23 protein-coding genes are annotated in these 26,617 nt (G+C 34.1%); 6 read left to right on the top strand and 17 right to left on the bottom strand.

Annotation, left to right across the window (positions count from 1 at the left end; translation table 11 throughout):
• Positions 1-50: 50 nt before the first annotated feature.
• The 3 genes from AC8GF4_RS00820 to AC8GF4_RS00810 form a co-directional block, all read right to left on the bottom strand.
• On the bottom strand, positions 51-656 hold the full coding sequence (locus AC8GF4_RS00820; protein WP_506591830.1) for a type 1 periplasmic binding fold superfamily protein: 606 nt from the start codon (positions 654-656) through the stop codon (positions 51-53).
• 23 nt (positions 657-679) lie between these two features.
• Positions 680-3,064 (bottom strand): TonB-dependent receptor domain-containing protein, encoded by a 2,385-nt coding sequence (locus AC8GF4_RS00815; protein WP_506591828.1) that lies wholly within the window; start codon positions 3,062-3,064, stop codon positions 680-682.
• 66 nt (positions 3,065-3,130) lie between these two features.
• Positions 3,131-3,478: a hypothetical protein gene (locus AC8GF4_RS00810; protein ID WP_506591826.1), complete on the bottom strand. Its 348-nt coding sequence runs from the start codon at positions 3,476-3,478 to the stop codon at positions 3,131-3,133.
• 120 nt (positions 3,479-3,598) lie between these two features.
• Here AC8GF4_RS00810 and AC8GF4_RS00805 point away from each other — a divergent pair, with 120 nt between their 5' ends.
• The 4 genes from AC8GF4_RS00805 to AC8GF4_RS00790 all read left to right on the top strand — a co-directional run bounded on the left by AC8GF4_RS00805 (position 3,599) and on the right by AC8GF4_RS00790 (position 7,985).
• Positions 3,599-3,988: a Fur family transcriptional regulator gene (locus tag AC8GF4_RS00805; RefSeq protein ID WP_506591824.1), complete on the top strand. Its 390-nt coding sequence runs from the start codon at positions 3,599-3,601 to the stop codon at positions 3,986-3,988.
• 83 nt (positions 3,989-4,071) lie between these two features.
• A complete protein-coding gene (locus tag AC8GF4_RS00800) occupies positions 4,072-5,943 on the top strand; it encodes an Nramp family divalent metal transporter (protein ID WP_506591823.1) in 1,872 nt (623 codons plus the stop codon).
• A 106-nt stretch (positions 5,944-6,049) separates the two neighbouring features.
• On the top strand, positions 6,050-6,703 hold the full coding sequence (locus tag AC8GF4_RS00795) for a metal-dependent transcriptional regulator (RefSeq protein WP_506591821.1): 654 nt from the start codon (positions 6,050-6,052) through the stop codon (positions 6,701-6,703).
• A gap of 274 nt (positions 6,704-6,977) precedes the next feature.
• Positions 6,978-7,985: a hypothetical protein gene (locus AC8GF4_RS00790; RefSeq protein ID WP_506591819.1), complete on the top strand. Its 1,008-nt coding sequence runs from the start codon at positions 6,978-6,980 to the stop codon at positions 7,983-7,985.
• Between the two features lie 1,286 nt (positions 7,986-9,271).
• Here AC8GF4_RS00790 and AC8GF4_RS00785 read toward each other — a convergent pair.
• From AC8GF4_RS00785 to AC8GF4_RS00745, 9 genes are all read right to left on the bottom strand, one after another.
• Complete coding sequence (locus AC8GF4_RS00785; protein WP_506591817.1) at positions 9,272-10,054, bottom strand: enoyl-CoA hydratase/isomerase family protein; 783 nt, start codon at positions 10,052-10,054, stop codon at positions 9,272-9,274.
• Positions 10,055-10,064: 10 nt separating this feature from the next.
• Complete coding sequence (locus AC8GF4_RS00780; RefSeq protein ID WP_506591815.1) at positions 10,065-11,480, bottom strand: sensor histidine kinase; 1,416 nt, start codon at positions 11,478-11,480, stop codon at positions 10,065-10,067.
• 59 nt (positions 11,481-11,539) lie between these two features.
• Complete coding sequence (locus AC8GF4_RS00775) at positions 11,540-12,094, bottom strand: CopD family protein (protein ID WP_506591813.1); 555 nt, start codon at positions 12,092-12,094, stop codon at positions 11,540-11,542.
• Entirely contained in the window at positions 12,081-13,436 is a 1,356-nt protein-coding gene (locus AC8GF4_RS00770; RefSeq protein ID WP_506591811.1) for an MATE family efflux transporter, read from the bottom strand. The genes AC8GF4_RS00775 and AC8GF4_RS00770 overlap by 14 nt, the downstream gene beginning before the upstream one ends.
• A 108-nt stretch (positions 13,437-13,544) precedes the next feature.
• Positions 13,545-14,558 (bottom strand): ferrochelatase, encoded by a 1,014-nt coding sequence (hemH, locus tag AC8GF4_RS00765; RefSeq protein WP_506591809.1) that lies wholly within the window; start codon positions 14,556-14,558, stop codon positions 13,545-13,547.
• Positions 14,559-15,100: 542 nt separating this feature from the next.
• Entirely contained in the window at positions 15,101-15,223 is a 123-nt protein-coding gene (locus AC8GF4_RS00760; protein WP_506591807.1) for a FeoB-associated Cys-rich membrane protein, read from the bottom strand.
• A gap of 6 nt (positions 15,224-15,229) precedes the next feature.
• Positions 15,230-17,329 (bottom strand): ferrous iron transport protein B, encoded by a 2,100-nt coding sequence (feoB, locus tag AC8GF4_RS00755; protein ID WP_506591805.1) that lies wholly within the window; start codon positions 17,327-17,329, stop codon positions 15,230-15,232.
• Positions 17,330-17,331: 2 nt separating this feature from the next.
• Entirely contained in the window at positions 17,332-17,568 is a 237-nt protein-coding gene (locus AC8GF4_RS00750; RefSeq protein WP_506591803.1) for a FeoA family protein, read from the bottom strand.
• 74 nt (positions 17,569-17,642) lie between these two features.
• Positions 17,643-18,317: an SCO family protein gene (locus AC8GF4_RS00745; protein WP_506591801.1), complete on the bottom strand. Its 675-nt coding sequence runs from the start codon at positions 18,315-18,317 to the stop codon at positions 17,643-17,645.
• 134 nt (positions 18,318-18,451) lie between these two features.
• Between AC8GF4_RS00745 and AC8GF4_RS00740 the strand changes: the two genes are divergently transcribed.
• On the top strand, positions 18,452-20,515 hold the full coding sequence (locus tag AC8GF4_RS00740) for a M13 family metallopeptidase (RefSeq protein WP_506591799.1): 2,064 nt from the start codon (positions 18,452-18,454) through the stop codon (positions 20,513-20,515).
• 66 nt (positions 20,516-20,581) lie between these two features.
• Here AC8GF4_RS00740 and AC8GF4_RS00735 read toward each other — a convergent pair whose 3' ends face one another.
• From AC8GF4_RS00735 to AC8GF4_RS00715, 5 genes are all read right to left on the bottom strand, one after another.
• The gene (locus tag AC8GF4_RS00735) at positions 20,582-22,528 is read right to left on the bottom strand and encodes a S9 family peptidase (RefSeq protein WP_506591797.1); all 1,947 of its coding nucleotides are present in this window, start codon (positions 22,526-22,528) and stop codon (positions 20,582-20,584) included.
• 270 nt (positions 22,529-22,798) lie between these two features.
• Positions 22,799-23,749 (bottom strand): DMT family transporter, encoded by a 951-nt coding sequence (locus AC8GF4_RS00730; RefSeq protein WP_506591795.1) that lies wholly within the window; start codon positions 23,747-23,749, stop codon positions 22,799-22,801.
• Between the two features lies 1 nt (position 23,750).
• On the bottom strand, positions 23,751-24,554 hold the full coding sequence (locus tag AC8GF4_RS00725; protein WP_506591793.1) for a Rossmann-fold NAD(P)-binding domain-containing protein: 804 nt from the start codon (positions 24,552-24,554) through the stop codon (positions 23,751-23,753).
• A gap of 164 nt (positions 24,555-24,718) precedes the next feature.
• Positions 24,719-25,168 (bottom strand): GNAT family N-acetyltransferase, encoded by a 450-nt coding sequence (locus AC8GF4_RS00720; RefSeq protein ID WP_506591791.1) that lies wholly within the window; start codon positions 25,166-25,168, stop codon positions 24,719-24,721.
• On the bottom strand, positions 25,165-26,055 hold the full coding sequence (locus tag AC8GF4_RS00715; RefSeq protein ID WP_506591789.1) for a LysR family transcriptional regulator: 891 nt from the start codon (positions 26,053-26,055) through the stop codon (positions 25,165-25,167). The genes AC8GF4_RS00720 and AC8GF4_RS00715 overlap by 4 nt, the downstream gene beginning before the upstream one ends.
• A 146-nt stretch (positions 26,056-26,201) precedes the next feature.
• On the opposite strand from AC8GF4_RS00715, the gene AC8GF4_RS00710 reads away from it, so the two are divergent.
• Positions 26,202-26,597: a rhodanese-like domain-containing protein gene (locus AC8GF4_RS00710; protein WP_506591787.1), complete on the top strand. Its 396-nt coding sequence runs from the start codon at positions 26,202-26,204 to the stop codon at positions 26,595-26,597.
• Positions 26,598-26,617: the final 20 nt, after the last annotated feature.

Below are 26,617 nucleotides of genomic sequence, written 5' to 3'. Positions count from 1 at the left end.
TCAAACTATTTGAGGGCCGTAATAGAATACCTTTAAAAAATAAATACTACTTATTTTATACCTGCCACTGTAATTGCAAATTCAGCTTCTGCATCAGTTGCTCCACCAGCATTAGTTATATCTCCAGAAGATACTCCTGCAGCCGATTTATTTGGTTCGTGTTTTAATGTAATTTTTAAAGTTCCACCAGCAACACCAATAGTAGTAAACACAGACTCTAAACCAATTGGTTTTCCATTTTTGTCCAAATTAGAAGCAGCCGTTCGATAGGTAAATGCATTTAACGTACCTGTTTTTTGATAGAAAACTTGATGGGCATCACCCTCTTCTTTAACTTCAGCTGTGAGATCTTCAGCAGGAGAAACAGACTCATTTCTAAAGGTTACTACACCATTATAGGTTTTGTTTGGTTCAAAAGGTCCAGATACCGTTTTCACAGGAGCCCCTGGGCCATCTCCATCCAAATCTTTGTATTGTAACGTAACAACCGAACCTCCACCTACTGGAGTATAAATTGCTGTAATAGTCGTAATTAATTCTTCCTCATTTACGGGTGCAGGAGCATCATCATCATTACAAGAAGTAAAAGCTAAAAATCCAACAAGTGTAAGGGCATAAACTGGAAGAAATTTCGAAAATTTGTTTTTTGTTTTCATTTTTTTTTTGATTTATAAAAAGGTTAATAATTAAATTTAAGTTGAATTTGAAAGCTTCTGCCGATTTCATCAGCAAAAAAGCGCTGTCTGTTTAGATAATCGCGGTAAGAAACATTTAAAATATTTTGAACCGAAAAAGCTACTGTGGTTGACATTTTTTTGAAGACATTAAACTTCATTTCCGAATAAAAATGGAGTAAATGATACGCTGGAGGCGGTGTGCTTATATCCACCAATACGGGTGTCAACTCGTTATTGACAATGATATTAGTGTAAAAGTTATTATCCGGATAGCGATTTTGTTCCAAAACAAATTCGCTTTTTAATTCTAAAATAAGTTGGTGCCATTCTTTTTTTGAAAATGCAATTTTGTTACTCCAATTTAGTGGAGGCATATCAATTAAAGGTTCGCTAGCGATGCGGTCTTGAGCGTGTACATAAGACATTGTAAAAAGATGTTGCCATTGTTGGGTAATATTCCAATGCGTTTGTACATCAACTCCAATAAATTGAGCATTGGTTTGTTTGTATTCCCAAACTGGAAAAGCACCCCGAATAGTAGTTTCAAATCCAGTAGGCTCCAAAAAGATATAGTCTTTGATATAATTAAGATAAGGATTAACTTCAAAAGAAAAATGTGTAAACTTTTTTTGAAGTGTTACCCCCAATTTAGTTGATTGCTCTTTGGTAAGGTTTAAATCTCCCAATTCGATTACACCTGTAGAATGATGCAATCCATCACTAAAAAACTCAGAAGGATTTGGATTTCTAGAAGCAAAACTTAGGTTGGTAAACCAATCCCAGTCGTGGGCCATTTTATAATGAAAACCTGCATTTGCCGAAATATTATGAAAAGTAAAATTCGGTGCTGTGAGCCATTGTGTTCCATAATCCCCAACAATAAAATGAGAAAAATTGGCATCGTAGCCCCTCTCATCCCATCTTGATTTTTGATAGAACTTACTAGCGTCGATGTTGGAAAAATCATATCGTAAACCACTGTCTACTTGAAATCTCTCAGAAAACGTATAACTAGCAATCCCATAGGCACCAAAATCAACTTTATCGTAATTTGGAATTAAAGGGCGTACTCCTGTAGCGGGATTGGAAAAATTATGTTGCATTGCTCCACTAATTCCTGATTTTATATTCCAATCGTGTCCATTTTTTTTAAAATCAAGAAGTAAAGTATGCGTTGTTAGATCCAAATCCAAGGCCGCTATCGACTTTAAGTTACCTCGACGAACATCATACTCTAATCTTTGATTGGATTGAAAGGCGTATTGAGCCGATAAAAAAGTCGCCTCATTAAAGGCATAGTTAAAATTAAATTTTGCAATTTGATGGGTTACATCTTGTTTAGGATTGTTTATATTATAGGTGAAATCTTTGATCACAAATGGAATTTTATTGTTTATAGATTCATACAAATCATTTACACTACTGGTATGCGAAGCGCTTAGTATACCAATAAGTGATTGATAATAACTGTAAAAAACAGTTGCATTATATCTAGTGGCCGCATATTTTAAATCTCCAGAAAAGTTGAGCTCTCGATTACCTGTATTCGATAAAACATAGTCAGGAGAATGCTTATCACCCATATATTTAAAAGTTCCAAGGGCATTCCAACTCCAACCCATATCATTTCCTTTGTGGATACTTGAACTTAATGAGCCTCCTTTTCCATTAGAATCTAGATTCATCATTGTTTTGCCAAAAAGGGTGTCCGTTTTTACACTAATGGGTTCAATAATAACCAACCCACCAATTGCATCACCTCCGTATTGTAGCCCTGACGAACCTTTTACAACAGTAATTTTTCCAGCAGCGTTGATATCAAAGTTTGGCGCATGTTCTGAGCCCCATTGTTGATCTTCTAAACGTACATTGTTGTTTATAATAGGCACTCGGCTTCCGTACAAACCATTGATGATTGGTTTTACTACTGAATTTCCCGTTTTTAAGCTAGAAACTCCAGCAATTTCTTTTAAAGCATCGCCTAAGGATTGATTACTATATTTCTCTATAGTAGCAGTTTTCAATTGTTGATTAGCAACAGATTTGTTGGTTCCTGTAGATTTTTGAATGATTTCAACAGCATGAAGTGCCGTAGTGTTTATCTTTAGAAAAAAGTCAAGTTTATGGTTGCTTTTTAAGGCTACTATAGTATCAATGGTTTGAAAACCAACATGTGACACATGGATTTTTAGGTTTCCATTGGGCAAACCAGATATAGAATACTGACCAAATTCATCGATAGGTACCACTTTTTGTCCGGCATGTAAATGTATATCCGTAAAGTGATCTAAACCTTGAGCAGCTATTTTTCCACTAAGTGTATTTTGCGAATAAAGAGTATTGCATAATAGAAATAGGAAGAAAAAAATGATATTTTTCTTAGACATTGTAAATAGATTAAAATAATTAGAGGCCAACATTTTAGAAAAAAAATGAGGCGTACTGTGATAATTTTATACTATTGGAGGGGCTCTAAGAGAAAAAAAACTTCCTTTAAAAAAAGAAAAATGGGATTGAAAATCAGAAAATAGGACCGTGGCTAGATTTGATTTTTGAAAAAAATCAAAAACGGTAGGAACAATAGTGGTTGAAAAACTAAAAGAAAAACCACAAGTAAAACAATTGTCTATAGATTGGTGACTGTGTTGTATTTGTGTTTTGTTTTTTGAATGCTGATGAACACACTTTTTAATAGCAAGCTGTTCTGAATGATGCTCATACGAATGCACCGCCTGAAACAGTATTGAGAACAATATTGCAACAGTCAGTAAAACATTTATAAAAACAGTTTTTTGTTTCATTCTTTTTAACTTGCAATAAAAAATATTAAAGGATTTCTAATATATTTGCTTAATGCAATTATGGTGCAAATATAGAAATCTTTTTGAAACCACCATTTTATTGTGTATTTTTTATAATAAATGAAAACGACAAGAAATACAACCGCCAGAACCGCTGTCTTAGAGTTAATAACACATTCGGATGTAGCACTTTCGCATATAGAAATTCAAAAGCAACTAGGTGATATCTGCGACAGAGTTACCATTTACAGAATTTTAGATCGATTAGTGAATGAAGATGTGATTCACAAAATTGCTACTTCTACAGGAACTGTAAAATATGCCAGTTGCAATCACGATCACGATCAGCACAAGCAACCACATGTCCACAATCACGTACATTTTAGTTGCGACAACTGTCTTTCGGTCACTTGTTTGGAAACGGTTGTGCCTACTTTTGAAATACCAAAAGAGTATTTAGTCAAAGAATTCAATTTTATTTTATCGGGTTTGTGTCCAAATTGCAAATAAACGCTTTATATTTAGGCTAGACTAAAAAAATAGTTCGTTTAAGTAAAGTTATTTTATATATTTGTTTTTTAAACCTTTATATAATGTCCAAATCTCTTGAAGAAGTAAACCAATCGGTTTCTACCCAAAATAAAAAAACTGTTTTCAAAAAAATATTAGCCTTTTTTGGCCCGGCCTATTTAGTAAGTGTTGGGTATATGGATCCCGGAAATTGGGCAACAGATATAGCGGGCGGAAGTCAGTTTGGTTATGCCTTGCTTTGGGTTTTGTTGATGAGTAATTTGATGGCTTTGTTGTTGCAAAGTTTAAGTGCCCGATTGGGAATCGTTACCCAGCGTGATTTGGCGCAAGCCTCTCGAGAAACCTATTCGAAATTCATTAATTATATTCTTTATTTTCTTGCCGAAATTGCAATTGCCGCATGTGACCTTGCTGAAGTTTTGGGTATGGCAATCGGTATTAATTTATTGTTTGGAATTCCGTTGATAGAAGCAGTTATGATTACCGTTTTGGATACTTTTTTATTGCTTTTTTTAATCAATAAAGGCATTCGTAAGATGGAGGCATTTATCATCGTACTCGTTATGATAATTGGTTTTTCTTTTATTTTCGAAATGATATTTGCACAACCAGAAATGGGGAAAGTACTTTACGGATTGATTCCTTCTTTGCCCAACGAATCGGCACTTTATATTGCAATCGGAATTATAGGTGCGACAGTAATGCCCCACAATTTATACCTTCATTCCTCTTTGGTGCAAACCAGAAAATTCAGTCGTTCTGATGCGGGAATCAAACAAGCCTTAAAATACAATTTCATCGATTCTACCATTGCTTTAAATCTGGCCTTTTTTGTAAATGCGGCTATTTTGATATTGGCAGCGGCTACATTTTACAAAAACGGTATGCACGAAGTTGCCGAAATTCAAGACGCGTATCGTTTTCTGCAACCATTGCTAGGAACCAAATGGGCACCAATTTTGTTTGCAGTAGCATTAATTGCGGCTGGACAAAGCTCTACAATCACGGGAACATTAGCGGGTCAAATTGTTATGGAAGGCTATCTTAATTTAAGAATTCAACCTTGGGTACGACGCATTATAACTCGTTTGATTGCTATAGTTCCCGCTGTTGTTGTGATTTTAATTTATGGAGAAAGTGTTACTGGGAAATTATTGGTGCTTAGTCAAGTTATTCTGAGTTTGCAATTGGGTTTTGCCATTATTCCGCTCATTCATTTTGTTAGTGATAAATCCAAAATGAAAGGTTTTCATATTGGAAAAGTGACACAAGTATTTGCATGGTTGATTGCTATTATCATTGTTTCTCTAAATGCCAAATTGGTATATTCTGAAATTCAAGGTTGGCTGGAAACCTCAGAAAACCCAACAATTCTTTGGCTGACCGTGGTGCCTTTGGCCATCAGCTTTTTGGTATTATTACTTTATATCGTTATAAAACCGTTCTTTTCTAAGTCTAAATTGAATATAGAGAATCATTCGCCACATGATATGAATTTGAAATTTACAGAAACTCCTATACAAGAAAACAGGAACATTGCAATTACCGTTGATTTTTCTTTTGCCGACGAGAATGCCATTAATTACGCTTTTAAAATGGGAGGAAAAGAAGCCAATTATACCTTGATTCACGTGGTAGAATCGGTTGGTGCTATGATGTATGGAAAACAAATAGACGATCACGAAACTACAATTGACGAAACTTTACTGCTCGAATACAAATTGATGTTTCGAGACAAAGGATTTCAAGTCAAAACGGTGTTAGGATTTGGTAAACCCAATAAAGTCATTCCAAAATTAGTGAACAAAGGCGATTTTGATATTCTAATTATGGGTACTCACGGTCATACAGGAATGAAAGATTTGCTTTTTGGAACAACAGTTGACCGTTTGAGACACAAGATATCGATACCTTTGCTAATTGTCAAAAATTAGTAAATAGTATTAAGAATTAAGTATCAAGTATTACGATTTTGGCTATATGGTTTTTCAATTTCCAAGTCTATATTCTAAAATCTAAAATCTGCAATCTAAAATCATTATGACTTTCTCCGAAGAAAATTACTTAAAATCCATATATCACTTAACTGTTAATCTCGATAGCGAGGTAAGCACCAATGCCATTGCCGAAATCATGGAAACAAAAGCATCGTCTGTAACGGATATGCTCAAGAAATTGGCCGAAAAGGATTTGATTAATTATAAAAAATACCAAGGCGTTTCTTTGACCGATAAAGGGAAGCTTGCCGCTAAAATGATTGTTCGAAAACACCGTTTATGGGAAGTCTTTTTGGTTGAAAAACTCGATTTTTCATGGGACGAAGTACACGACATTGCTGAACAATTAGAACATATCAAATCTGAAAAACTCATCAATAAACTCGATGATTTTCTAGGAAACCCTACCGAAGATCCACACGGAGACCCAATTCCAGATGCTCATGGACGTATTATTGCGATAGAAAAGCAATTGTTGTCGGAATTACTATCTAATCAAATAGGAATTTGTGTAGGGGTAAAAGACAACTCTTCTGATTTCTTGAAATATTTGGACAAACAACAGATTGGTTTGGGGACTAAAATTGAAGTAGTAACCAAGGAAACTTTTGATTTATCACTGAAAATAAAAGTAAACGGCGCTGAATTGGTCATCTCTAATAAAATTGCAAGTAATTTGTTTGTAAAATTAGTTTAGAAATTTGTACAATGCATATGACTCGTGTATAGGTAATTATGGTTAATTTGGCTTTATCTTTTTTGATTCTATTTTCTTTTTTATTCTTTAAAAGTTCTACTTCTTGATTGCGCTTTTGATTTAGGAATGATTATTGTACTGTTTGTTTTAAGATATTCAACAAGTATTAAATATATTAGGGCTTGTATACTATATTTGCATACTTGAAATAAATTATTTCGTTTTTTATTTATTAGAACATTCATTAAAATTATTTATATAAAATTATACCAATATGAAAACAAGATTTTTGTCATTTTTAGTAATAGCATTCAGCCTGTCAAGCTTGACGGCTTTCTGTCAAACAGATAGTTCCAAAGGAGAATTAGGTTTGCCGGGAGATAATTTAGATTTATATGCTGTTTTAGATATTTTCCAAAAATCAAAGACTATTGAAGACTTTGAAAAAACACTGAATGATGAAAATACCAAAGTCAATAATTTGGATTTAAATGATGATAAAAAAGTAGATTTTATCAAAGTGGAGACCAAAAAAGATGGAGAAGATTTTACTTTTATTTTAAGAGACGCCATCAGTAAATCTGAAACACAAGATGTGGCTGTTATTTTGGTTTCAAAAGACAATAACAAAAAAGTGACCATGCAAATTGTTGGAGACAAGGATTTATACGGCAAAGATTATATTGTAGAGCCAAGCACGAGCGGTAACTCGACTGTTACAGCCAATCCAGCTTATACAGGAGCAGAGCCAGTAACTGTAAATGTAACAGCACCGACTACAACGGTTATAGTAGAACAAGTGCCAATTGTGCAATATGTGTACTCACCAGCATACATACCTTATTACCCGCCTTATTATTATGGATTTTATCCTCCTTATTTTACTTTTTTCTCTGTAATGGCTGTAGGGATTTACCGTTCCAATCATTTTTATTACCACGGTGGTGGTTATGGATATCACCATACTACCGTAATTGTAAATCATAATCATTACAACAATTATCATAATTCGTACCGTAACACTTCAAATCGTGTATCGCACAATAACATAAATAGCAGGAACAATAACATTGGTACTAACAACCGAAATACAGTTTCTACAAGAGATAATAAAGTGTCTAGTCGCAATACAAGCAGAACTTCAGCTTCGACACGTAATGCTAGCTCATCAAGACCTTCTGTTTCAAAATCTATGAGTACTCCTCGTTCAAGCGGTGCGAGTTTAAATAGAGGAAGTGCTGGTGGTGGAATGCGTACTGGTGGTGGAGGAAGAAGACGTTAATTGTCTATTCATTTGTTTAAAAAAACATCCAAATAAATTATAGTAAACCTCGATAACATATTTTGTTATCGAGGTTTTTTATTCGATACAATTATCGTTTTAATACCAGTTACAAATATATATTAGTCCAACAAGCTTTTCTTTTGCATAAGCTTATACATTAATAAGCGTCAGAAATTCTCGCATATATTTTAAATTAAAACTCTCGCAAAGACGCAAAGGCGCAAAGTGATTCGTCCGACCTTAGCGCCTTAGCGCCTTAGCGAGAAAAAAGCTTAACCCTACTGCCCTTGGGAGAAAAACTTCAAACCAGAAAAGTATTTGGGTTAATTTATATTTGGGTTTGGTATAACCCAGAATCCGCATTAGACTTCGTAATGAAACTGAGTTATTCAATAAAAGTAAAAGCTCTCGTCCCGAAATCAAGATATTTTAAAGATGTAATACTTTTGTATTTTAACCCAGAATCCGCATTAGACTTCGTCACGAAACTGAATTATTCAATAAAAGCAGGAGCTCACGGACTATTTTTGAAGATGGAATACTTTTGTATTTTGAATTTAAAAATAGGAGAATCAAGCGAAGCGTATCTTGAATTCCAATGTAAAATATAAAAGTATGAAAAAAGTTCTTGGTTTTGAAGAAGAATTCAGATGCAGTAGATTTCTAATGCGGAATCTGGGTTTAATTTAAAAATAGTAGAATCAAGCGAAGCGTATCTTGAACTCCAATATAAAATATAAAAGCGTGAAAAAAGTTCTTGGTTTTGAAAAAGAATACAGTTGTAGTAGAATTCTAATGCGGAATCTAGGTTTAATCTACGATCTTTTTTGATTTTTGGTTTATATTTTAATAATACCATAGTCACAAACTTCATAAATTAATAAGTGCTAACAGGTAAAATTTGAGGGGGATAAATAAGTAATACAATCAGTAAGCCTTTCAATCAATAGTATTTCAATGTACTAAAAATATAAAAGATTAAAATGATTTCTTTTTCTATATAAAAAAAGTATATTAACCCGTTGGGTGAAATTATTTTTCACCACATAGAAACATAGAATTTATAGTTTTTAAAAGAAAAAAATAGACGTTTTACTATTCACATAGCTATTCTATGTGTGAAATAGTACTATTTCTATTTATTCTTTTGCCTATTTAGCATTAATCTATGATTCTATGTGGTTAAATTTTTATTTTATTTGAATTTCACCCAACGGGTTATATTATTATAATCTTATAAATTTTTAGCTATAGTATTACATTCATTTATTGTATCATTTAATCTATTTCCCTTTAAAAACAGCTTTTCTTTTCTCTAAAAAAGCTTTGGTTCCTTCGTTGAAATCTTCAGTACCAAAACATTTTCCAAAATTTTTAATTTCTGTTTCGTATCCATTCTTTCCTTCAGCAAAATTGGCATTGATCGCTTTTATGGCTCTACCGATGGCAAAAGGAGAATTTTTCATGATTTTGTGTGCGATTCCTGTGCAAAATTCTATTAATTCGGCTTGCGGTACTACGTGATTTACAAGTCCGTATTGTTTGGCTTCGTCGGCAGTAATCATTCCTGCGGTCATAATCATTTCCATTGCACGGCCTTTACCTACCAATTGTGGCAAACGCTGTGTTCCTCCGTAACCAGGAATTACTCCAAGAGAAACTTCTGGAAGTCCCATTTTGGCATTGTCTGATGCTACTCTAAAATGACATGCCATAGCCAGTTCCAATCCACCTCCCAAGGCAAATCCATTTACGGCTGCAATAACGGGAGTTTTTAAATTTTCTATAAAATTAAAAAGCATTTCTTGCCCTTGAAAAGCCAGTTGGGTTCCTTCTTCGATTGTAAAATGGGCAAATTCTGAAATATCGGCTCCTGCAACAAATGCTTTTTCTCCGCTTCCCGTAAGTATAATCACTTGAACTTCTTTGTTTTTACCCAACACTTTAATGGCTTTGTTCAAGTCATTTATGGTTGCAATATTCAAAGCATTTAGTTTAGTTGGTCTATTTATCACAACTGTTGCAATATTGTTTTCTAATGTAATTAAAAGATTTTCGTAGTTCATGGTATATAAGTTAAGTGTTAATGATTGGCAATAGTATGGTAAAAGTGGTTCCTTTTCCCATTTCGGTTTCAAAGGTAATAGTTCCGTTGTAGTTTTCGATAATGTTTTTTATTATACCTAGACCCAATCCCATACCACTATTTTTGGTGGTAAATTTGGGTTCAAAAATGTTGTCAATATGTTCTGGATCAATTCCGGTACCATTGTCAGCAATACTGATAACAACTGTATCCTTAATTCTATTTATTGTGACTAAAATCATTTTGTTTTGTTGGTCTTCAGGAATAGCTTGTGTTGCATTTTTGACCAAATTAGTAATTACGCGTATGATCTGAGTGCGATCTATTTTGGTAATGATCTCATTTTCTGGGCTCTTTAAAACAATATAATCTTCATTAAAAATATCCAAAGTAAGTTCAATAACTTCTACAATATTTACCGTTTCATTTTTTTGTGTTGGCATTGAAGCAAAGTTTGAAAAAGCAGATGCTACCGAACTCATGGTGTCTATCTGTTGCACTAAAGATTCAGAGAAATCATTTAATTTTTGCCTGTAATTTGGATCTTCAGGATTAAATCTTCTTTGAAAACTCTGAATGGTCAGGCGCATTGGCGTAAGAGGATTCTTGATTTCATGAGCGACCTGTTTGGCCATTTCTCTCCAAGCCAAATCCCTCTCATTTTGGGCCAATTTTATGGCGTTTCTTTCCAATTCTTCTATCATTCGGTTATAAGCTAGCAAGAGCAGATTTATTTCCTTTATTTTGGCCGAAAACGGGATTTTTTCATTGTTGTGATTTAAGCTCGTTATACTTAACTTTTCGGCAAAATCATTAATAGGTTTAGTAATAAAAGAAGATAGAAAATAAGCAAACCCAAAAGCCATAACAATCATAAAAGTATAAACTTGCGCCAAATAAATTAAAAAATCATTTAACTCTTTTTCATAATAACCATCATCGGGTATATTGGGTAACTTAAGAATACCAATAGGTTTGAATTTTTTGTTTTTTATAAGACTAAAAGCCGAGCGATACTTAATTCCGTTGATGGTTTTTACCTCAACAAACCTCTTTTCAATCGAAGCATTAACCAATCGAAGGATGAATTTTGAAATAATTGGCGGATTTTTTTCAACCGAAAAGGATTCCTTTGACGATTTAAGCAATCGTCCATCCAAAGAATAGATTTGAATTTCTACATTTTGAATTTCTGAAATCTCGTGTATTTTATCTTTAAAAATTAATTTTATATTGTCATCAGTCAACAAAAAGGTAGTGTTGGAAAGCATGTAATTAATGTGCTTTTTGACAAAATGTTCTTTGTTTTCAATCCGTTTTTGGTTGTATTTTTTTGCAACACTTTTGTATTGAAAAATAGAAATGGTTATGAGCAATAAAGAAGTGGCAATGATTAGTATAATCATTGAAAAAAAAATCCTAACTCTTAAAGAAATTAACCGAGATATGGAACTACTAAACATAATTAAGATTGATTTCGCTCTCTTATTTTTTTATAAAATTTAAATCCTAACATAATTGTAATCGAAAAGGCAAAGATTCCAATCACTCCATAAATCCAATTAACAGCATTTTTTAAAATGACTAAAAAAACAACCGCAAATAATATAATTGTAGCAATTTCATTCCACAGCCGCATGAAATTGGTAGAATAGTTTACAACGTCCTTTTGCAATTGATTGAAAATATGCTGGCATTTTAAATGATACAAATACAATACAAAAACAAAACCAAGTTTTACGTGCATCCAAGGCATTTTGAGCCAAGCGCTACCCAAATCGGTAAAAAACAACATCCAAAATGCAAAAATACTGGCCAAAATAGCCGATGGCCAAGTAATGATGTACCACAATCGGTACGACATGATTTTATATTGTTTTTGAAGTATTTCTTTTTCTGGCGAAGCTTTTTCTGCTGCTTCTATTTGATAAACAAATAATCGAACGATATAGAATAAACCCGCAAACCAAGTGATTACGAAAATAAGATGTAGAGACTTGAGATAATTATAATATTCCATTTATTGTTATATGATGTTTGATATTCATTTCTTTTTTTAGAAAATACCCTGTTATTATGGTGGAAAGAACATCTGCAATAGGAAATGCAATCCATACTCCAAAAATACCTAAAAAATATGGTAATATAAGCACTAACGGAATTAAGAAAAAACCTTGTTTGGTTAATGTCAACAATAATGCTTTTTTTGCTTTTCCTGCAGCTTGAAAATAGGCAGCTCCTATGAGTTGAACAGCTATAATGGGTGAAGCTGCAAAAACCCAGCGCAAAGCTTTGGGTGTTTCGGCAATAACTTTTGGATCTGTTGTAAAAGCAGAAACTATAGTAGGGGCAAAAATCAGAATAATTAAAAAGATAATTGTTGCTAAGATAGCGGCGTATTTAATTGAAACATGAATACTTTCTCGAACTCTATCAAATTTTTTTGCTCCATAATTGTAGCCTGCAATTGGTAAAAATCCTTGAGTTATACCTAGAATTGGAAACAATGCAAACATCAACATTCTGCTAATAATTCCATAAACTGCAATAGAATGTTCTCCTCCGTAAGTATATAATGTGTGATTAAGAATAATTGCCAAAACACTTACTACTCCTTGTCTTGAGAAAGTTACAAAGCTTAATTCTGTGATTTCTTTTATTATAGGCAATTGAAATTTAAAATGGGTGACTTTTAATTGCAGTTCGCTTTTGGATATAAAAAACCAAAATACAAACAAAAAACACATAAAATAGGAAATAGAAGTGGCAAGTGCTGCTCCCAATATTCCTAAATTCATCCCTTTTATAAATATAATATCAAGAGCAATATTGGCGATAGCGGGAATAATCATTGCAATCATTGCATATTTAGGTTTTCCTTCAGCTCGAATAATATTGTTTCCCATCATACAAAGTGCCAAAAACGGAACGCTAATAATGATGGGAATAAAAAATTCTTTCGCAGGTGCCACAATTGCTCCTTTGGATCCAAAAAGCAACAACATTTCGTCACTGAAAATAAGACCTACTATCGAAAAAACGGTTGACAAAAGTAAGGTCATCATAATTTGATTCCCAAAAACTATTTTGGCTTTTTCTTTGTCATTAGAACCCAGAGCTCTAGAAAGTACAGATCCTCCACCCACACCTATAGCCATTCCTAATGATGAAATCAGAAAAGTTATCGGTAAAACAACAGTTAGTGCTGCAATAGCAATAGATCCAATCCATTGACCCACAAATATGGTGTCAATTAATATGTTTACCGACATAAATAATATCCCAATAGAAGAAGGTACCGCTTGTTTTATCAAGAGTTTCTTAATATCCTGCGTTCCTAATTCTTCAGAAATTACGATCATTTGAATCTAGATTTCAGATTGCTGATTTTTGATTTTAGATCGAACAGTTTTCAATGTTGATTGATTAGGTAGTTTTTTTCAGTATAGTATATAATCAGCAATCCTAAATTATTTCGCCCAATCATTTATCCAGTTGCTTACCGTAGAACACCATTCGTCACTATCATTCAAACAAGGAATAGCTAAGAAATTTTCACCGCCATGAACTTTGAATTCGTGATTGGCTTCCATAGCAATTTCTTCAAGAGTTTCTAAACAATCCGATACAAAAGCAGGAGTAACCACTGCCAAGTTTTTTATACCTTTTTCAGGCATTTTATTAACTTCTACATCGGTGTAGGGTGTTAGCCATTTGTCACCAGCTAGACGGGATTGAAATGTCTGACTGTATTTGCCTTCTGGGATTCCCAAAAGCTTTACTACTTGTTTGGTGGTTTCGTAACATTGATGACGGTAACAAAACTCATGTGCAGGCGAAGGGGTGTTGCAACAAGAACCGTCTATTTTGCAATGCGACTTTGTTACATCGGTTTTACGAATATGTCTTTCGGGAATACCGTGATAAGAGAATAAAAGATGATCGTATTCAAAAGTTTTCAGACTTTTTTTGATTGAATCGGCTAGGTTTTTGATATAGTCTGGTTTGTTATAAAAGGCAGGAACTATAGTGAATTTCATTTCTGGAAAATGCTTTTTTCTCAATTCTTCTGCCAAGACCAAAATAGTTGTTGTAGAAGCCATAGCGTGTTGCGGATACAATGGAAAAAGCATCACTTCGGTTACCCCTTTGTCGTGTAATTCCTGAAGACCAGCAAGCATAGAAGGATTTCCATAACGCATTGCCAATGCTACAGGAACATTAACTTGTGGTTTTACTTTTTCGTGCATTCTTTTTGAGATGACTACTAGAGGAGAACCTTCATCCCACCAAATTTTTGCATAAGCAGCAGCCGATTTTTTAGGCCTAGTTTGTAAAATAATTCCGCGAACCAACAATGCTCTTAACAAATACGGAACATCTATCACGTATTTGTCCATTAAAAATTCGTCTAAATATGGTTTAACATCTTTTGGAGTTGGACTTTCTGGAGATCCTAAGTTGACTAATAATACGCCTTTCATTTGCTTTTTTTATTTTTTTTATGGCTTAACGGTTATCGCAATACTCAGTTCTATTTTATTTTACATTAAAAAGTAGCGATTCCGTGAATTTGATTATTCAAAAGTAATTAAACTTACTTTGAATAAAATGCTGTTAACCATTTTTTAATTATTGTTCAATAAAAGAAAATGATTTTCAGGTGTAAATTTTTGGTAAAAACAAGTAATAATCAGAAGGCTATAAATTAAAAATTCAAAAAAGTGCATGGAAACAAAGATCATTCGTTTTGTATTTTCTCAAACAAATAAAAATGGATTGTAAATTATTAATTTATTATAAGAAAATTACAGCTCAACAATTTTTCTTTTTTCTTTAAAAAAAAGCTATCGCATTTTTTAATGAAATACTCGAACAGACGTAGAACCAGATTGTTGTATCAAGGTAAATTTAACGTCAAAATAGTATAAGCATTTTAAAAAAGAGACAGTCTAAAAAGAGTAGACTGTCTCTTTTTGTTTTAATAAAAATTCTTTTTAAAACGAAAGCAATTATATAAAATAATTTAACTACACCCACAGTCCCCGCTTCCACAGTTTTTATCCGTTTTTTTTTTGAAGAAAAACTTTCGAATCAAAAAGGCAAGGGCAATTACAAGTACAATAAAAGCAATTATTTCTTGAATCATAACGCATTATTTTAGAATTTGAAAAGCGATTAATGCGACTACATAAGCTAATCCGCTCATAAAAACCAGTTGCCCGGCTGGCCATTTCCAGGAATTGGTTTCTTTTTTGGTTATTGCCAATGTACTCGCGCATTGCATAGCGAAAGCATAAAATAAAAGTAGTGATATTCCAGAAGCAAAATTGAATATTTTTTCGCCTGTAACGGGATTTATTTCAGCTGCCATTTTGTTTTTTATGGTACTTTCATTGTCGGTTCCTCCTACGCTGTAAATGGTTGCCAAGGTCCCCACAAATACTTCTCTTGCTGCAAATGAACTAATGATGGCAATACCTATTTTCCAATCATAACCCAAAGGGGAGATTACAGGTTCGATCGTTTTTCCCATTAATCCAATATAAGAGTTTTCCAGTTTTTGTGAAGCTACAGCATTGTTGAATTCTACAGTTGATAATGGATGTGTTTTGGTGTTCTCTACTATTATCTTTTCTGCGTTTTTAAATTGGTTTCCGGGCCCATAAGAAGCCAAAAACCACAATATAACTGATATTGCCAGAATGATTTTTCCGGCGCCAAAAACAAAGGCTTTTGTTTTTTCGATTACATTGATTGCAACATTTTTGAACATGGGTAATTTATAGTTGGGCATTTCGACCACAAAGAATGTTTTGCCTTTTACTTTTAGTATACTATTCAAAATATAAGCGGCCAGAATAGCCGTTCCAAAACCAATTACATACAAAAGCATCAACGTCAATCCCTGTACATTTAAGATTCCCAAAACATAAGTGTCCGGAATAACCAACCCAATAATTATGGCGTAAACAGGAAGTCTAGCCGAACAAGTTGTGAACGGAGTAACCAATATCGTGATTAATCGCTCTTTCCAGTTTTCGATGTTTCGAGTCGCCATAATCGCTGGAATAGCACAGGCTGTTCCCGAAATTAAAGGAACGACACTCTTACCAGACAATCCAAAACGACGCATAATTTTGTCCATCAAGAATACCACACGACTCATATAACCGCTCTCTTCGAGAATGGATATGAATAAAAACAAAAAGGCTATTTGAGGTATAAAAATCAAAATCCCACCGATTCCAGGTATTATACCTTGCGAAATCAAATTGGTCAACATTCCCGCAGGCAATTTTTCACCCGCTATTGTGCTTAAAGTTGCAAAGCTACAATCAATAAAGTCCATTGGAATTTTGGACCACTGGAAAATAGATTGAAAAATCACAAATAGAATCAGAAAGAAAATGACATATCCCCAAAATTTGTGTGTCAGTACTCGGTCAATTTTTGATCTAAAATCTTTGGCTATACTAGAATCTACTTTCAAACCTATTTTTAGTACGTCATTTATAAATTGATAGCGCTTGATGGTTTCTTTTTGTTGCAAACGTTTCAAATCCGAATGCGATTTGGTAAACGAACTTCGAATTTCGTTGCGTTCTAAATTCAAAAAGTTGACGTCTTGTGTAATTACCAACCACAATTTGTACAATAATTGGTTGGGAAATGCAGAACGAAGGCTATTGAAATAATCGACATCTATACTCGAAGCGTTTAAACAAGGCTCGCTTGATATAGTTCTATAACTAACAATTAAATTTTTCAACTCTTCAATACCGTACCCTTTTCTAGAACTAATAAGAGCAATTTTGGTCTTTAAGTGTTCTTCGAGATAAGGTATGTCAAGTGTAATGCCTTTGTGTTCCATTCTATCAGCCATGTTAATGACAAGAATAGTTGGAATTTCAAGGTCTTTGATTTGAGTATAAAGGAGTAAATTTCGTTTTAAATTTTCAACATCGGTAACCACTAAAGCTACATCGGGATAAAGACGATCATTTTTATTCAGCAAAAGTTCAATAACAACACTTTCGTCAATGGAACTGGCGTTTAAGCTATAGGTTCCTGGTAAATCAAGAATATTTGCTTTGATATTGTTGGGCAGTTTGCAAAAACCCATTTTTTTCTCCACGGTAATTCCGGGATAGTTTCCTACCTGTTGGTTTAGGCCAGTAAGTTGGTTAAAAACAGAAGTCTTCCCTACGTTTGGGTTTCCGATTAAAGCGACGTTGATGTTTTTTAAACTCATTATTATATGTTTTTAATGAGTTCTACTCCAATTTGTTTGGCGGTTTCAATACGAATGGCAAGATGAGAACCATTTATATTCAGATATAATGGATCTCCAAAGGGAGCAATTTGAAGTAATTCCACTTCATTACCCGGCAAACAGCCCATTTCTAATAGTTTTAATGGGATAACATCGATATCAAAATCCAGTATAATGCCTTTTTGGCCTTTTTTGAGAGAATGTATCGTTGTTTGCAAAGCTTATTTAGATTGAATTAAGATTGCAAAAATACATTTTTTATTATAATTACAGCTGATATTTATCAGTTTTACTAGTTTTTGTCATTTTCACAAAGCCAATTAATATCTTCTATTAATCGCTGAACGTCTTCCTTCTTGGTACCGTCATAAAAACCACGAACACGTCTCTTTTTGTCTACCAAAACAAAATTTTCGGTATGCACCATATCATACAATTGCTCTGGTTTTCCCAGTTTTACGGCCAAATACGATTTTCTGGCCATGGTGTAAATTTCTTTTTTGTCGCCTGTAACCAGATTCCACTTTCCATCAATGACACCATATTTTTTGGCATAGGCTTTTAAAGCAGGTACGCTGTCTGTTTCAGGGAAAACGGTATGAGAGAGCAACATTACCTTTGGATTGTTCTTAATCGCTTTTTGAACATCAACCAAATTGGTGGTCATTTTGGGGCAAATAGAACCACAAGTAGTGAAGAAAAAGTCGGCTACATAAACTTTGCCTTCATAGTCTTTTTGTGTAATGATTTTTCCGTTTTGGTTTACAAAAGAGAAATCGGCAATCGTATGGTATTTGCTCACATATTGTACGGTACTGTCCACCAATTCGGTATTCACATCAGATGGATTAAATACAGGCAAGCTTTTACTGGGTTTCAAAGCCGAGTAAAACAAATAAAGAGTTATGATAGAAAAAATAATTACAATGCCAATATAGACTCTGTATTTTTTAAAAATAGTTTGCATAAGTTTAATTTGATGCAAAAATACAAAAAGGAGTTTCTTTTTTAAATTATTTAACAAGATGTATTTTTTTAATACTATAACATTTAAGCAAAATTATTGATATGTTTGTAACAACATCTAAACTATTAATTAAAATGAAAAATGTATTAACCAAACGTCTTTTTTTTGTGATTCCTGCATTGATTTTGGTCGTAGAAAGCAAGGCGCAAACAGCTTCAAAAGTGGCTGAACCTGGTATTAATGTCTCGTATATGGACAAAAATAGTAAACCCAACGATAACTTTTTTCGATTTGTAAATGGTTCTTGGCTTGACAAAACCGAAATTCCTGCTGATAGAACTTCTTGGGGAAGCTTTAATGAATTGATTAAAAAAACAGATAAAGACGCGTTAACAATTTTAAAAGAGGCTTCCAACAATCCGGTTTATAAATCAGATACCGATCAAGGGAAAGCGGTTAACTTTTTTAAATCAATTGTAGATACCGTTTCAAGAGACAAACAAGGAATTGCACCTTTGAAACCGTATTTGGCCAAAATAGAAAAGGTCAAAAATATTCAGGATCTGCAAAAACTTTTGGTAGAAATGGAGCCTGTTATCTCTGTTGGTTTTTTTGGTTTGCAAATTGGAGCAGACGATAAAAACAGTACTAAAAACTCGGTAAATCTTGGTGTTGCTCGATTAGGTTTGTCTGACAAAGATTATTATTCAGGACAAGACAAAGATTCTAAAGAAAAACGAGAAAAATACGAACTGTATGTAGCCAGAATGTTGCAATTTATTGGAGAAACACCTGAACAATCCAAAGCAAATGCGGCAAAAATTGTTACACTTGAAACCGCTTTGTCCAATCCAAGATTGGATAGAGTAGAACGAAGAGACAGTCGTTTGCAATACAATCCGATGACGATTGCCGATTTGCAAAAAATGACGCCAGCTATACAATGGAACTCTTATTTTTCTGATCTAGGATTTAATAAATTAGACACTATTATCGTTTTGCAACCAAGATATATGAAAGCTTTACAGACTGTTTTTACAGAAAATAAAGTGGAAGATTGGAAAGAATATATGAAATGGACACTTTTAAATGCTTCGGCAGGAGAATTGTCGACTGCTATTGAAAGTGCCAATTTTGATTTTTATGGTAAAACGTTAACGGGTGCATTAAAACAAAGACCTAGAGAAGACAGAGCTTTGCAAAACGTAAACAGATCTATTGGTGAAGCGTTGGGTAAATTATATGTTGAAAAAATGTTTCCAGCTGAAGCTAAAGCAAAAGCAGAGAAAATGATTCAAAATGTAATTTTAGCGTACCAACACCGTATCGAAAATTTAACTTGGATGTCTCCGGAAACTAAGATTAAAGCAATTGAAAAATTAAAAAAAATAAATCCTAAAATCGGATACCCAAATAAATGGAAAGATTATTCGGCTTTAGTGATTAAAAGTCCTTCAGATGGTGGTAGCTTTTTTGAAAACACCAGAAATTTGAATCGTTGGAATTTCAAAGAAGATTTGGAAAAACTTTCTAAGCCAGTCGATAAAACAGAGTGGGGGATGTCTCCTCAAACCGTGAATGCCTATTACAATCCTTCGTATAATGAAATTGTATTTCCAGCTGCTATTTTGCAACCTCCTTTTTACAATTATCAAGCTGACGAAGCGGTGAATTATGGTGGAATTGGAGCTGTAATCGGCCATGAAATCTCTCATGGGTTTGATGATTCAGGGGCTCGTTACAATGCCGATGGTAATCTTGTTGATTGGTGGACTGCCGAAGATTTGAAACAATTTACAGCTTTGGGAACTGCACTTGCAGATCAATACAGTGCTTTGGAGCCACTTCCAGGAATTCATGTAGATGGTAAATTTACTCTTGGCGAAAACATTGGTGATTTAGGGGGTATAAATGCTGCTTATGATGGTTTGCAATTGTACTTAAAATCAAACCCAAATCCAGGTTTAATTGACGGATATACTCCAGAACAACGTTTCTTTATTTCTTGGGCTACCGTTTGGAGAACCAAAATGCGTGATGAAGCTATAAAAAGCCAAGTGAAAACAGACCCGCATACCCCGGGAATGTATCGTGCTTATGTGCCAATCCAAAATGTAGACGCTTTTTATCAAGCTTTTGATATAAAAACTGGGGAAGGAATGTATATTGCTCCAGATAAAAGAGTTAAAATCTGGTAATATTTTTTTGAGAGTAAATTTAAAATCCCATTTGTCAATTACAGACAAATGGGATTTTTTTGGTTTTTACTTCAGCAAATACTCTTGCATAAATCGGATAACAGCAAGACGCTGAAAATCTATATTTGGTTTCTTTTTAAAACCGTGTCCTTCATCTTTGGCTTCCAAATACCAAACTGTGTTGCCTTGTGCCTTTAGTTTATCTCGCATTTGAATGGCTTCGGTTACGGGAACTCTTGGGTCATTTTTTCCTTGAATGATAAACATTGGTTTTTTTATCTTATCGGTATTGTTTAAAGGTGCCATTTTTTCGAAAAAAGCCGCCATTTTTGGATCTCTTTCGTCTCCATATTCTACTCTTCGTAAATCTCGGCGGTATTCTTCGGTGTTTTTCAAAAAGGTAGTAAAATGAGAAATACCCACAATATCAATCGAACATTTTAACTTATCGGCAAAATGATAGGCTGTAGCAAGTGTCATATAACCGCCATAACTTCCGCCCATTATCATTATTTTGTCTTTATCCAAATCAGGTTGAAGTGCTATCCAATCTAGCAATGCTCCGATATCTTTAACAGAATCCTCTCTTAAAAAACCATTGTCTTTTGCCAAAAAGGTTTTTCCAAATCCAGAAGAACCGCGAACGTTTGGAAAAATTAGGGAAACGCCCATTTCGTTGGTGTAGTAATTATTTGACCCTAAAAAAGAAGCCAAAGATTGCCCTTCTGGGCCACCGTGAATCATAATAATCACGGGTCTTTTTCCAGTGAATTTTGAAGAAGCTGGGTAATAAAATCCAGATATCGTTAACTTGTCAAAGCTTTTCCATTCAATAAATTTTGGAGTTGCCATATCCGATTGTTGCATTTCGCCCAATTCGCTTGTAGTCCATTGTTCTATTTGACCGTTTTTTAAATTCAATTTGTAAACATCTGATGCCGTTTGTGCTGTAGATTGTGCAAAGAAAATGCTTTGATTGTCTTTGGTAAAAGTGGCACCGCCTATAAGACCGATAGGAATGTTTTTGACTTCAGAATACGATTTGTCTGCGGTATTCATAAGATACATTTTGTTGATTCCCGCTTCATTGGTGATAAAAACAATAGATTTTTTATCTTCAGAAAGGGAATAACGTTCTACGTTCCAAGGAATTTTCGTGGTGTGGTAGGTGACTTTTTTTGTTTTTAAATCAAAAGTTGCCAATCGGTTAAATTCGTTGTCACGATCAGTTATAAACCAAATTTCTGCGTCCGTATTGCTGTATTCTGCATTGGTTTGAACAATGTTTTTTGTTTTTCGATCGGTAATTTCGGTTAGTTTGTTGGTTTCTAAATCCAATGCCCATAGGTGCGATTCATTTGCCGAAATCCCTTCACCTACAATCAATTGTTTGTTGTTTTCTGAAATGTCTTGTATGGACCAGCCACCACCTTTTACCTCCAGAATGAGTTGGTTTGAACTAGGATTGTTGGGATCCATATAATAAATGTCTCTGTCTCCACCGTTTCTTTTGGTAGAAGAATAGTAAAATCCTTTTCCGTCTTTGCGCCAAGTTACTCCGCCATTTTGCGATTTTCCTCCATCGGTAAGTAAGGTAGATTGTAGCGTTTTTAAATCCAATTTATACAATTGGCCAAATTCGTTACCACCAATGTCTTTAGAATAAATCAAATAGTCCCCTTTGGTGGGTTCGAATGAAGCACTGCTTACTGGTTCATCAAAAAAAGTAATTTGTCTTCGGTTTCCCATTGGTTGTGAAACCAAATGCAATTGTGAAGTGGATCCAAATCGGGTGTTAATGATGATTTCGTTTTTGAAAGGATGAATTTCAGCTATAGAAGCTCCTCTAGATTCCGAATATTTTTTGACTTGACCTGCCAGTTCACTAGGGATTTCGGCTATGTTTTCGGTAATCAAGTTTTCATTGGGAACAACAAAGTTTTGTTTTTGTTGCGCGTGGACAAATGATAATCCAACGAAGGTTGGAATTAAAACAAAATAGTTGAATTTCATAAGTATACCGTTTAAATTATTGAAAAATAAACGTCTAATTTAGGTATTTTATTCTACTTAGTTTGCTATAAAAATCTCATTTCAATTAATTATTTCCAAAAAATCCTTATGCTTCCTTTTTAGCCCTGACATAAGGGATAAACCTTGTGAGCCGGCGTTCGGCTCGCAAGTTTAGGAATAATGGCAGGAACGATATTTTCTAAAAATACCTACTATTTCGCTCCAAATTCTTTGAATGCAATTTGATGGTCACTCATTTGAAACAATAATCTAACTAATCTCAGTTATTGGTTCAGTGCTATTTTTCTTTTTCCGCATTGCATAATTAATGGTGTACAATCCAATTAAGGTTACTATTCCTCCAAAAACAACAGCTGTAGTTAATGGTTCTCCAAATATAAAAGAACCCAAAATTACGGCAACAATTGGATTGACATACGCATATACGCTACTCAATTCGGTTGGGAGTTTTTGCAAGGCATAAATAAAAGCAATAAACGTTAATACCGACCCAATAATCACCAAATAAGCAATAGACCACCAAGAATTCGCAGGAATTGCAGCAATAGGAATGCTTGTACCCGTTGCGCCAACAAAGGCAAAAAGAAAAATACTGGAAATAAACATTTGTAATCCCAAACTAAAATAGGGATTGAAACTAGCCGCTTTTTTCTTGGTATATAATGTTCCAAAAGCCCACGTAATTGTTGCCGCTATCGAAAGTATAATGCCAAATTGAAAATCGGGCTGCAAAAAGTCAAGAAGATGTTCGTAAAAAATAACGCAAACACCACCAAAACAGACCAAAATTCCTAAAACGGCCAGTCTGGTAATTCTTTCACCATTAAAAATACTGATGAAGACAATCCACAAAGGAACCATTGCACCAATGATAGCGCCTAATCCGCTACTGATGTATTTCACTCCCCAAGTACTAAGACCGTTGCTTAAAACAAAGTTGAGTAGACTGAGTATGATGATGCTTTTCCATTGTTTCCCTTTAGGCCAAGGCGTTTTCTTGAACAAGAAAAAGGTAAGATATAAAGCACCTCCAATAAATTGTCTAATTCCAGCAAGTTGTAAAGCGGGCATGTGTTTGACACCTTCTTTGGAAGCCAGCCAAGTGGTTCCCCAAAAGAAACTCACCCAGCACAAAGCCAAAATGGGCAATCCTATTGCATTAACTTTCGATTTAAAAGCGGTTTGAATTTTTGTTTTCAAATTATAAATTGGTTTTAATAAAAGTATATCCCAAAACGGCTTCTATTTTTTCACTTAGAATCAGTTTGCCAACTGAAGGTTTTGAGTGATCAAATTGAGGCAAAGGTAAGCCTAATTCGCTTGCTTTTTGAGTATAATAGTTTTCTCTTGTGGGATGATATGGACTAACACCATTGTAAGTTTCGTTCCAAGAATCGGTAGCTATTATTTTTAAGATAATCCCGATGCAATCTTCTTGATGAATAAAGTTGATTGGGGTTTTTGGGTTTTCAATATTCACTTTTCCCGCCATAAATTTGGTTGGATTTCGGTCTTCGCCAATGAGTCCACCAAAACGGAGAATGGTGGTTTTGAAATTGGGATTACTTTTCAAAAGCGATTCTACTTCTAGCAATTGTTTGCCGCTTTCGGTTTCGGGTTTTGGAGTGGTATTTTCTGAAATGGTTTGTTTGGCTTCGCCATAAACAGAAGTCGAACTGACAAAAAGCACGTTTTCAATCGTGGATTTTTCTACAAACGGGATTATATTTTTAATCTTGGAAACAAAGTTTTCCTTCTCTGTACCGCGTAGTTTTGGTGGAATATCAATAATTAAAAGGGATGAATTTTCTAGAAAATTAGCAATGTCTCCAATTGGTTTATCTTCTGAAAGAGCAATCAAAAAGGGTTGAATGGCTAATTCTTCTAATATTGCGAGTTTACTTTCGGATGTAGTGGAACCTTTCACCAAAAAACCATTCTTTATTAAGGCTTTCGCCAAAGGCAAACCCAACCAACCGCAACCTAATAGGCTTATTTGTGTCATTTTTTTGTTTTTTTGTTTTTTTGTCACAGATTATAAAGATTTCCACAGATTTCTTTGCTATCAATTTCAGATGTAAAATAAAAATCTTGTTAAATCCTATTAATCTGTGGCAAAAAAATATTTTATGTAATTATAAGGATTAACATAGTGTTTTTAAAATCTAATTATAAATCCAGAAAAAAGCGTACTTTTTCTTTTGCAGTTCCACCAATGCGATGGTAGAATTTAATCGCACGCTCGTTGAATTCTGGCGTTTGCCATTGTATGTTAATGCATTTTTTTGCTACTGCAATTTGTTTTAATTCTTCGATTACAGCTTCTCCAATGCCAAAACCACGGGTTTCTTCTTCAAGATACAAACAATCCATGTACATAAAAGTGGTAGCGTCCCAAGTGGAAAAATCAAAAGTATAAGTGGCATAGCCAACGATTGTTTCATTGACTTCGACAACCAAACAAAACAATTTGGGTTGCTCAGCAAACAGGGCGTTTTTAAGTCCATCTTCTTTTCCAATCGGATTAAAAGTGGCTCTTTCATATTCAGCATGTTTTTGACACAGTTGTACTACTACATTCAAATCTTTTGTTTGGCAATCTCGAATTAAATAGATCATTGTAGATTGATTTCGGTTTGTAAAAAGCCAATAAAATGGTTGAAATAGTCCGGATATTCTTTTTCAGTTCGAATAGCGATGAAATGTTTTCTTTTCAGTCCGTTTTTACCAATTTTTATAGCTTTGATGGAACTGTTTTTTAAATAAGGTTGCAACGCCCATTTCGCCATTGACATTATACCCATGTCAGCTTTTACCATTTCGATGGAGGCTTCGGTTAGTGGTAATGGTGTTATTTTTTTTGGTGTTATTTTCGCTGGAGCCAAAACCATTTGATGAATAGTTACTGTTTCCATCGGTAGCGAATGAATGATTAAATGTTCATTGGCAAAATCTTCGGCAACCACATACTTTTTATTGGCCCAAGGATGATTTTCAGAAACGGCCATCACCACTTCATCCTGAAAAAGCTCCAGATATTTTATTCTGTCATCCTTGATTTGGTCACTGACTATTCCGATGTCAATTACATTATCGAGTAGTTTTTGTAGCGGATAATGGGTTGCTTCGGTAACAATTTTCAATTCAACATTAGGATACAAATGATGGAATTGCTTTAAAACCGAAGGCAACCAATGGTAACTAGAAAAACATTCGGTACTAATACGGATTTCACCAAATTCCCCGAAAACCATCTCTTTGATTTGGAGTTCCGTTTCCGAAAGTTTGTTGAGAATCTCATTTGCAATTTCATATAATTTCTCTCCTGCTTTGGTCAGAACCAGTTTTTTGTTTGTTCTCAAAAACAGCTGTGTACCCAATTGGTATTCAGCTTCTTTGAGCTGATGACTCAAAGCCGATTGTGTCAAATGTAATTTGTCAATTGCTTTTGTGATGCTGCCTTCTTCAACAATCGCCTTAATCAATCTTAAATGCCTGATTTCCATTTTTGAGAATTGTTTTCACAAAGGAACAAAATTTATACTTGGATTTGTATGAAAAGAATTCATGAAATAGATGAATTCTTTTCGTTTTTATCCTAAATTTAGTTGACCTAATTTTGGATTATTAAACAAACTAAAAAACTACATAAATGGAAGCACAAATAAAATACTATGAAAGCAAGTTAGCCTTCGAAATGGATCCGTCGGATTTGTTTGATGCTTTGAACAATGGAGAAAAAGTAACCGCTCTCGATACCCGAAAAGCTTTTGGATTTGAGGACGAGCATATTCCAAATGCGATTAATATTCCGCATCGCGAAATGAGTCCTGAAACCACTGCTCATTTAGATAGAGAAGTTTTGTATGTAACCTATTGTGATGGAATTGGGTGTAATGCATCTACAAAAGGCGCTTTGAATATGACCAAATTAGGATTTAAAGTAAAAGAATTAATAGGCGGAATCGAGTGGTGGAAATTTGATGGATATGCAACTGAGGGAACTCTAGGAAATAAGGTAGGATTGAAATTTGAATGTGCTTGCTAGATCTAAAGTGTGTTTTTCTG

Origin of the sequence: Flavobacterium rarum (SeqCode), assembly GCF_965234445.1 — a bacterium.
In the GTDB taxonomy this organism is placed as follows: Bacteria; Bacteroidota; Bacteroidia; order Flavobacteriales; family Flavobacteriaceae; genus Flavobacterium; species Flavobacterium rarum.
The sequence above is the reverse complement of the archived record's forward strand: the minus strand, read 5'-3'. Positions and strand labels throughout refer to the sequence as shown.

What these genes read in the sequence shown, in the direction of transcription:
- AC8GF4_RS00820 (WP_506591830.1), bottom strand. Translation starts at nt 656, where the DNA reads ATGAAAACAAAAAACAAATTTTCGAAATTTCTTCCAGTTTATGCCCTT.
- AC8GF4_RS00815 (WP_506591828.1), bottom strand. Translation starts at nt 3,064, where the DNA reads ATGTCTAAGAAAAATATCATTTTTTTCTTCCTATTTCTATTATGCAAT.
- AC8GF4_RS00810 (WP_506591826.1), bottom strand. Translation starts at nt 3,478, where the DNA reads ATGAAACAAAAAACTGTTTTTATAAATGTTTTACTGACTGTTGCAATA.
- AC8GF4_RS00805 (WP_506591824.1), top strand. Translation starts at nt 3,599, where the DNA reads ATGAAAACGACAAGAAATACAACCGCCAGAACCGCTGTCTTAGAGTTA.
- AC8GF4_RS00800 (WP_506591823.1), top strand. Translation starts at nt 4,072, where the DNA reads ATGTCCAAATCTCTTGAAGAAGTAAACCAATCGGTTTCTACCCAAAAT.
- AC8GF4_RS00795 (WP_506591821.1), top strand. Translation starts at nt 6,050, where the DNA reads ATGACTTTCTCCGAAGAAAATTACTTAAAATCCATATATCACTTAACT.
- AC8GF4_RS00790 (WP_506591819.1), top strand. Translation starts at nt 6,978, where the DNA reads ATGAAAACAAGATTTTTGTCATTTTTAGTAATAGCATTCAGCCTGTCA.
- AC8GF4_RS00785 (WP_506591817.1), bottom strand. Translation starts at nt 10,054, where the DNA reads ATGAACTACGAAAATCTTTTAATTACATTAGAAAACAATATTGCAACA.
- AC8GF4_RS00780 (WP_506591815.1), bottom strand. Translation starts at nt 11,480, where the DNA reads ATGATTATACTAATCATTGCCACTTCTTTATTGCTCATAACCATTTCT.
- AC8GF4_RS00775 (WP_506591813.1), bottom strand. Translation starts at nt 12,094, where the DNA reads ATGGAATATTATAATTATCTCAAGTCTCTACATCTTATTTTCGTAATC.
- AC8GF4_RS00770 (WP_506591811.1), bottom strand. Translation starts at nt 13,436, where the DNA reads ATGATCGTAATTTCTGAAGAATTAGGAACGCAGGATATTAAGAAACTC.
- hemH (WP_506591809.1), bottom strand. Translation starts at nt 14,558, where the DNA reads ATGAAAGGCGTATTATTAGTCAACTTAGGATCTCCAGAAAGTCCAACT.
- AC8GF4_RS00760 (WP_506591807.1), bottom strand. Translation starts at nt 15,223, where the DNA reads ATGATTCAAGAAATAATTGCTTTTATTGTACTTGTAATTGCCCTTGCC.
- feoB (WP_506591805.1), bottom strand. Translation starts at nt 17,329, where the DNA reads ATGAGTTTAAAAAACATCAACGTCGCTTTAATCGGAAACCCAAACGTA.
- AC8GF4_RS00745 (WP_506591801.1), bottom strand. Translation starts at nt 18,317, where the DNA reads ATGCAAACTATTTTTAAAAAATACAGAGTCTATATTGGCATTGTAATT.
- AC8GF4_RS00740 (WP_506591799.1), top strand. Translation starts at nt 18,452, where the DNA reads ATGAAAAATGTATTAACCAAACGTCTTTTTTTTGTGATTCCTGCATTG.
- AC8GF4_RS00735 (WP_506591797.1), bottom strand. Translation starts at nt 22,528, where the DNA reads ATGAAATTCAACTATTTTGTTTTAATTCCAACCTTCGTTGGATTATCA.
- AC8GF4_RS00725 (WP_506591793.1), bottom strand. Translation starts at nt 24,554, where the DNA reads ATGACACAAATAAGCCTATTAGGTTGCGGTTGGTTGGGTTTGCCTTTG.
- AC8GF4_RS00720 (WP_506591791.1), bottom strand. Translation starts at nt 25,168, where the DNA reads ATGATCTATTTAATTCGAGATTGCCAAACAAAAGATTTGAATGTAGTA.
- AC8GF4_RS00715 (WP_506591789.1), bottom strand. Translation starts at nt 26,055, where the DNA reads ATGGAAATCAGGCATTTAAGATTGATTAAGGCGATTGTTGAAGAAGGC.
- AC8GF4_RS00710 (WP_506591787.1), top strand. Translation starts at nt 26,202, where the DNA reads ATGGAAGCACAAATAAAATACTATGAAAGCAAGTTAGCCTTCGAAATG.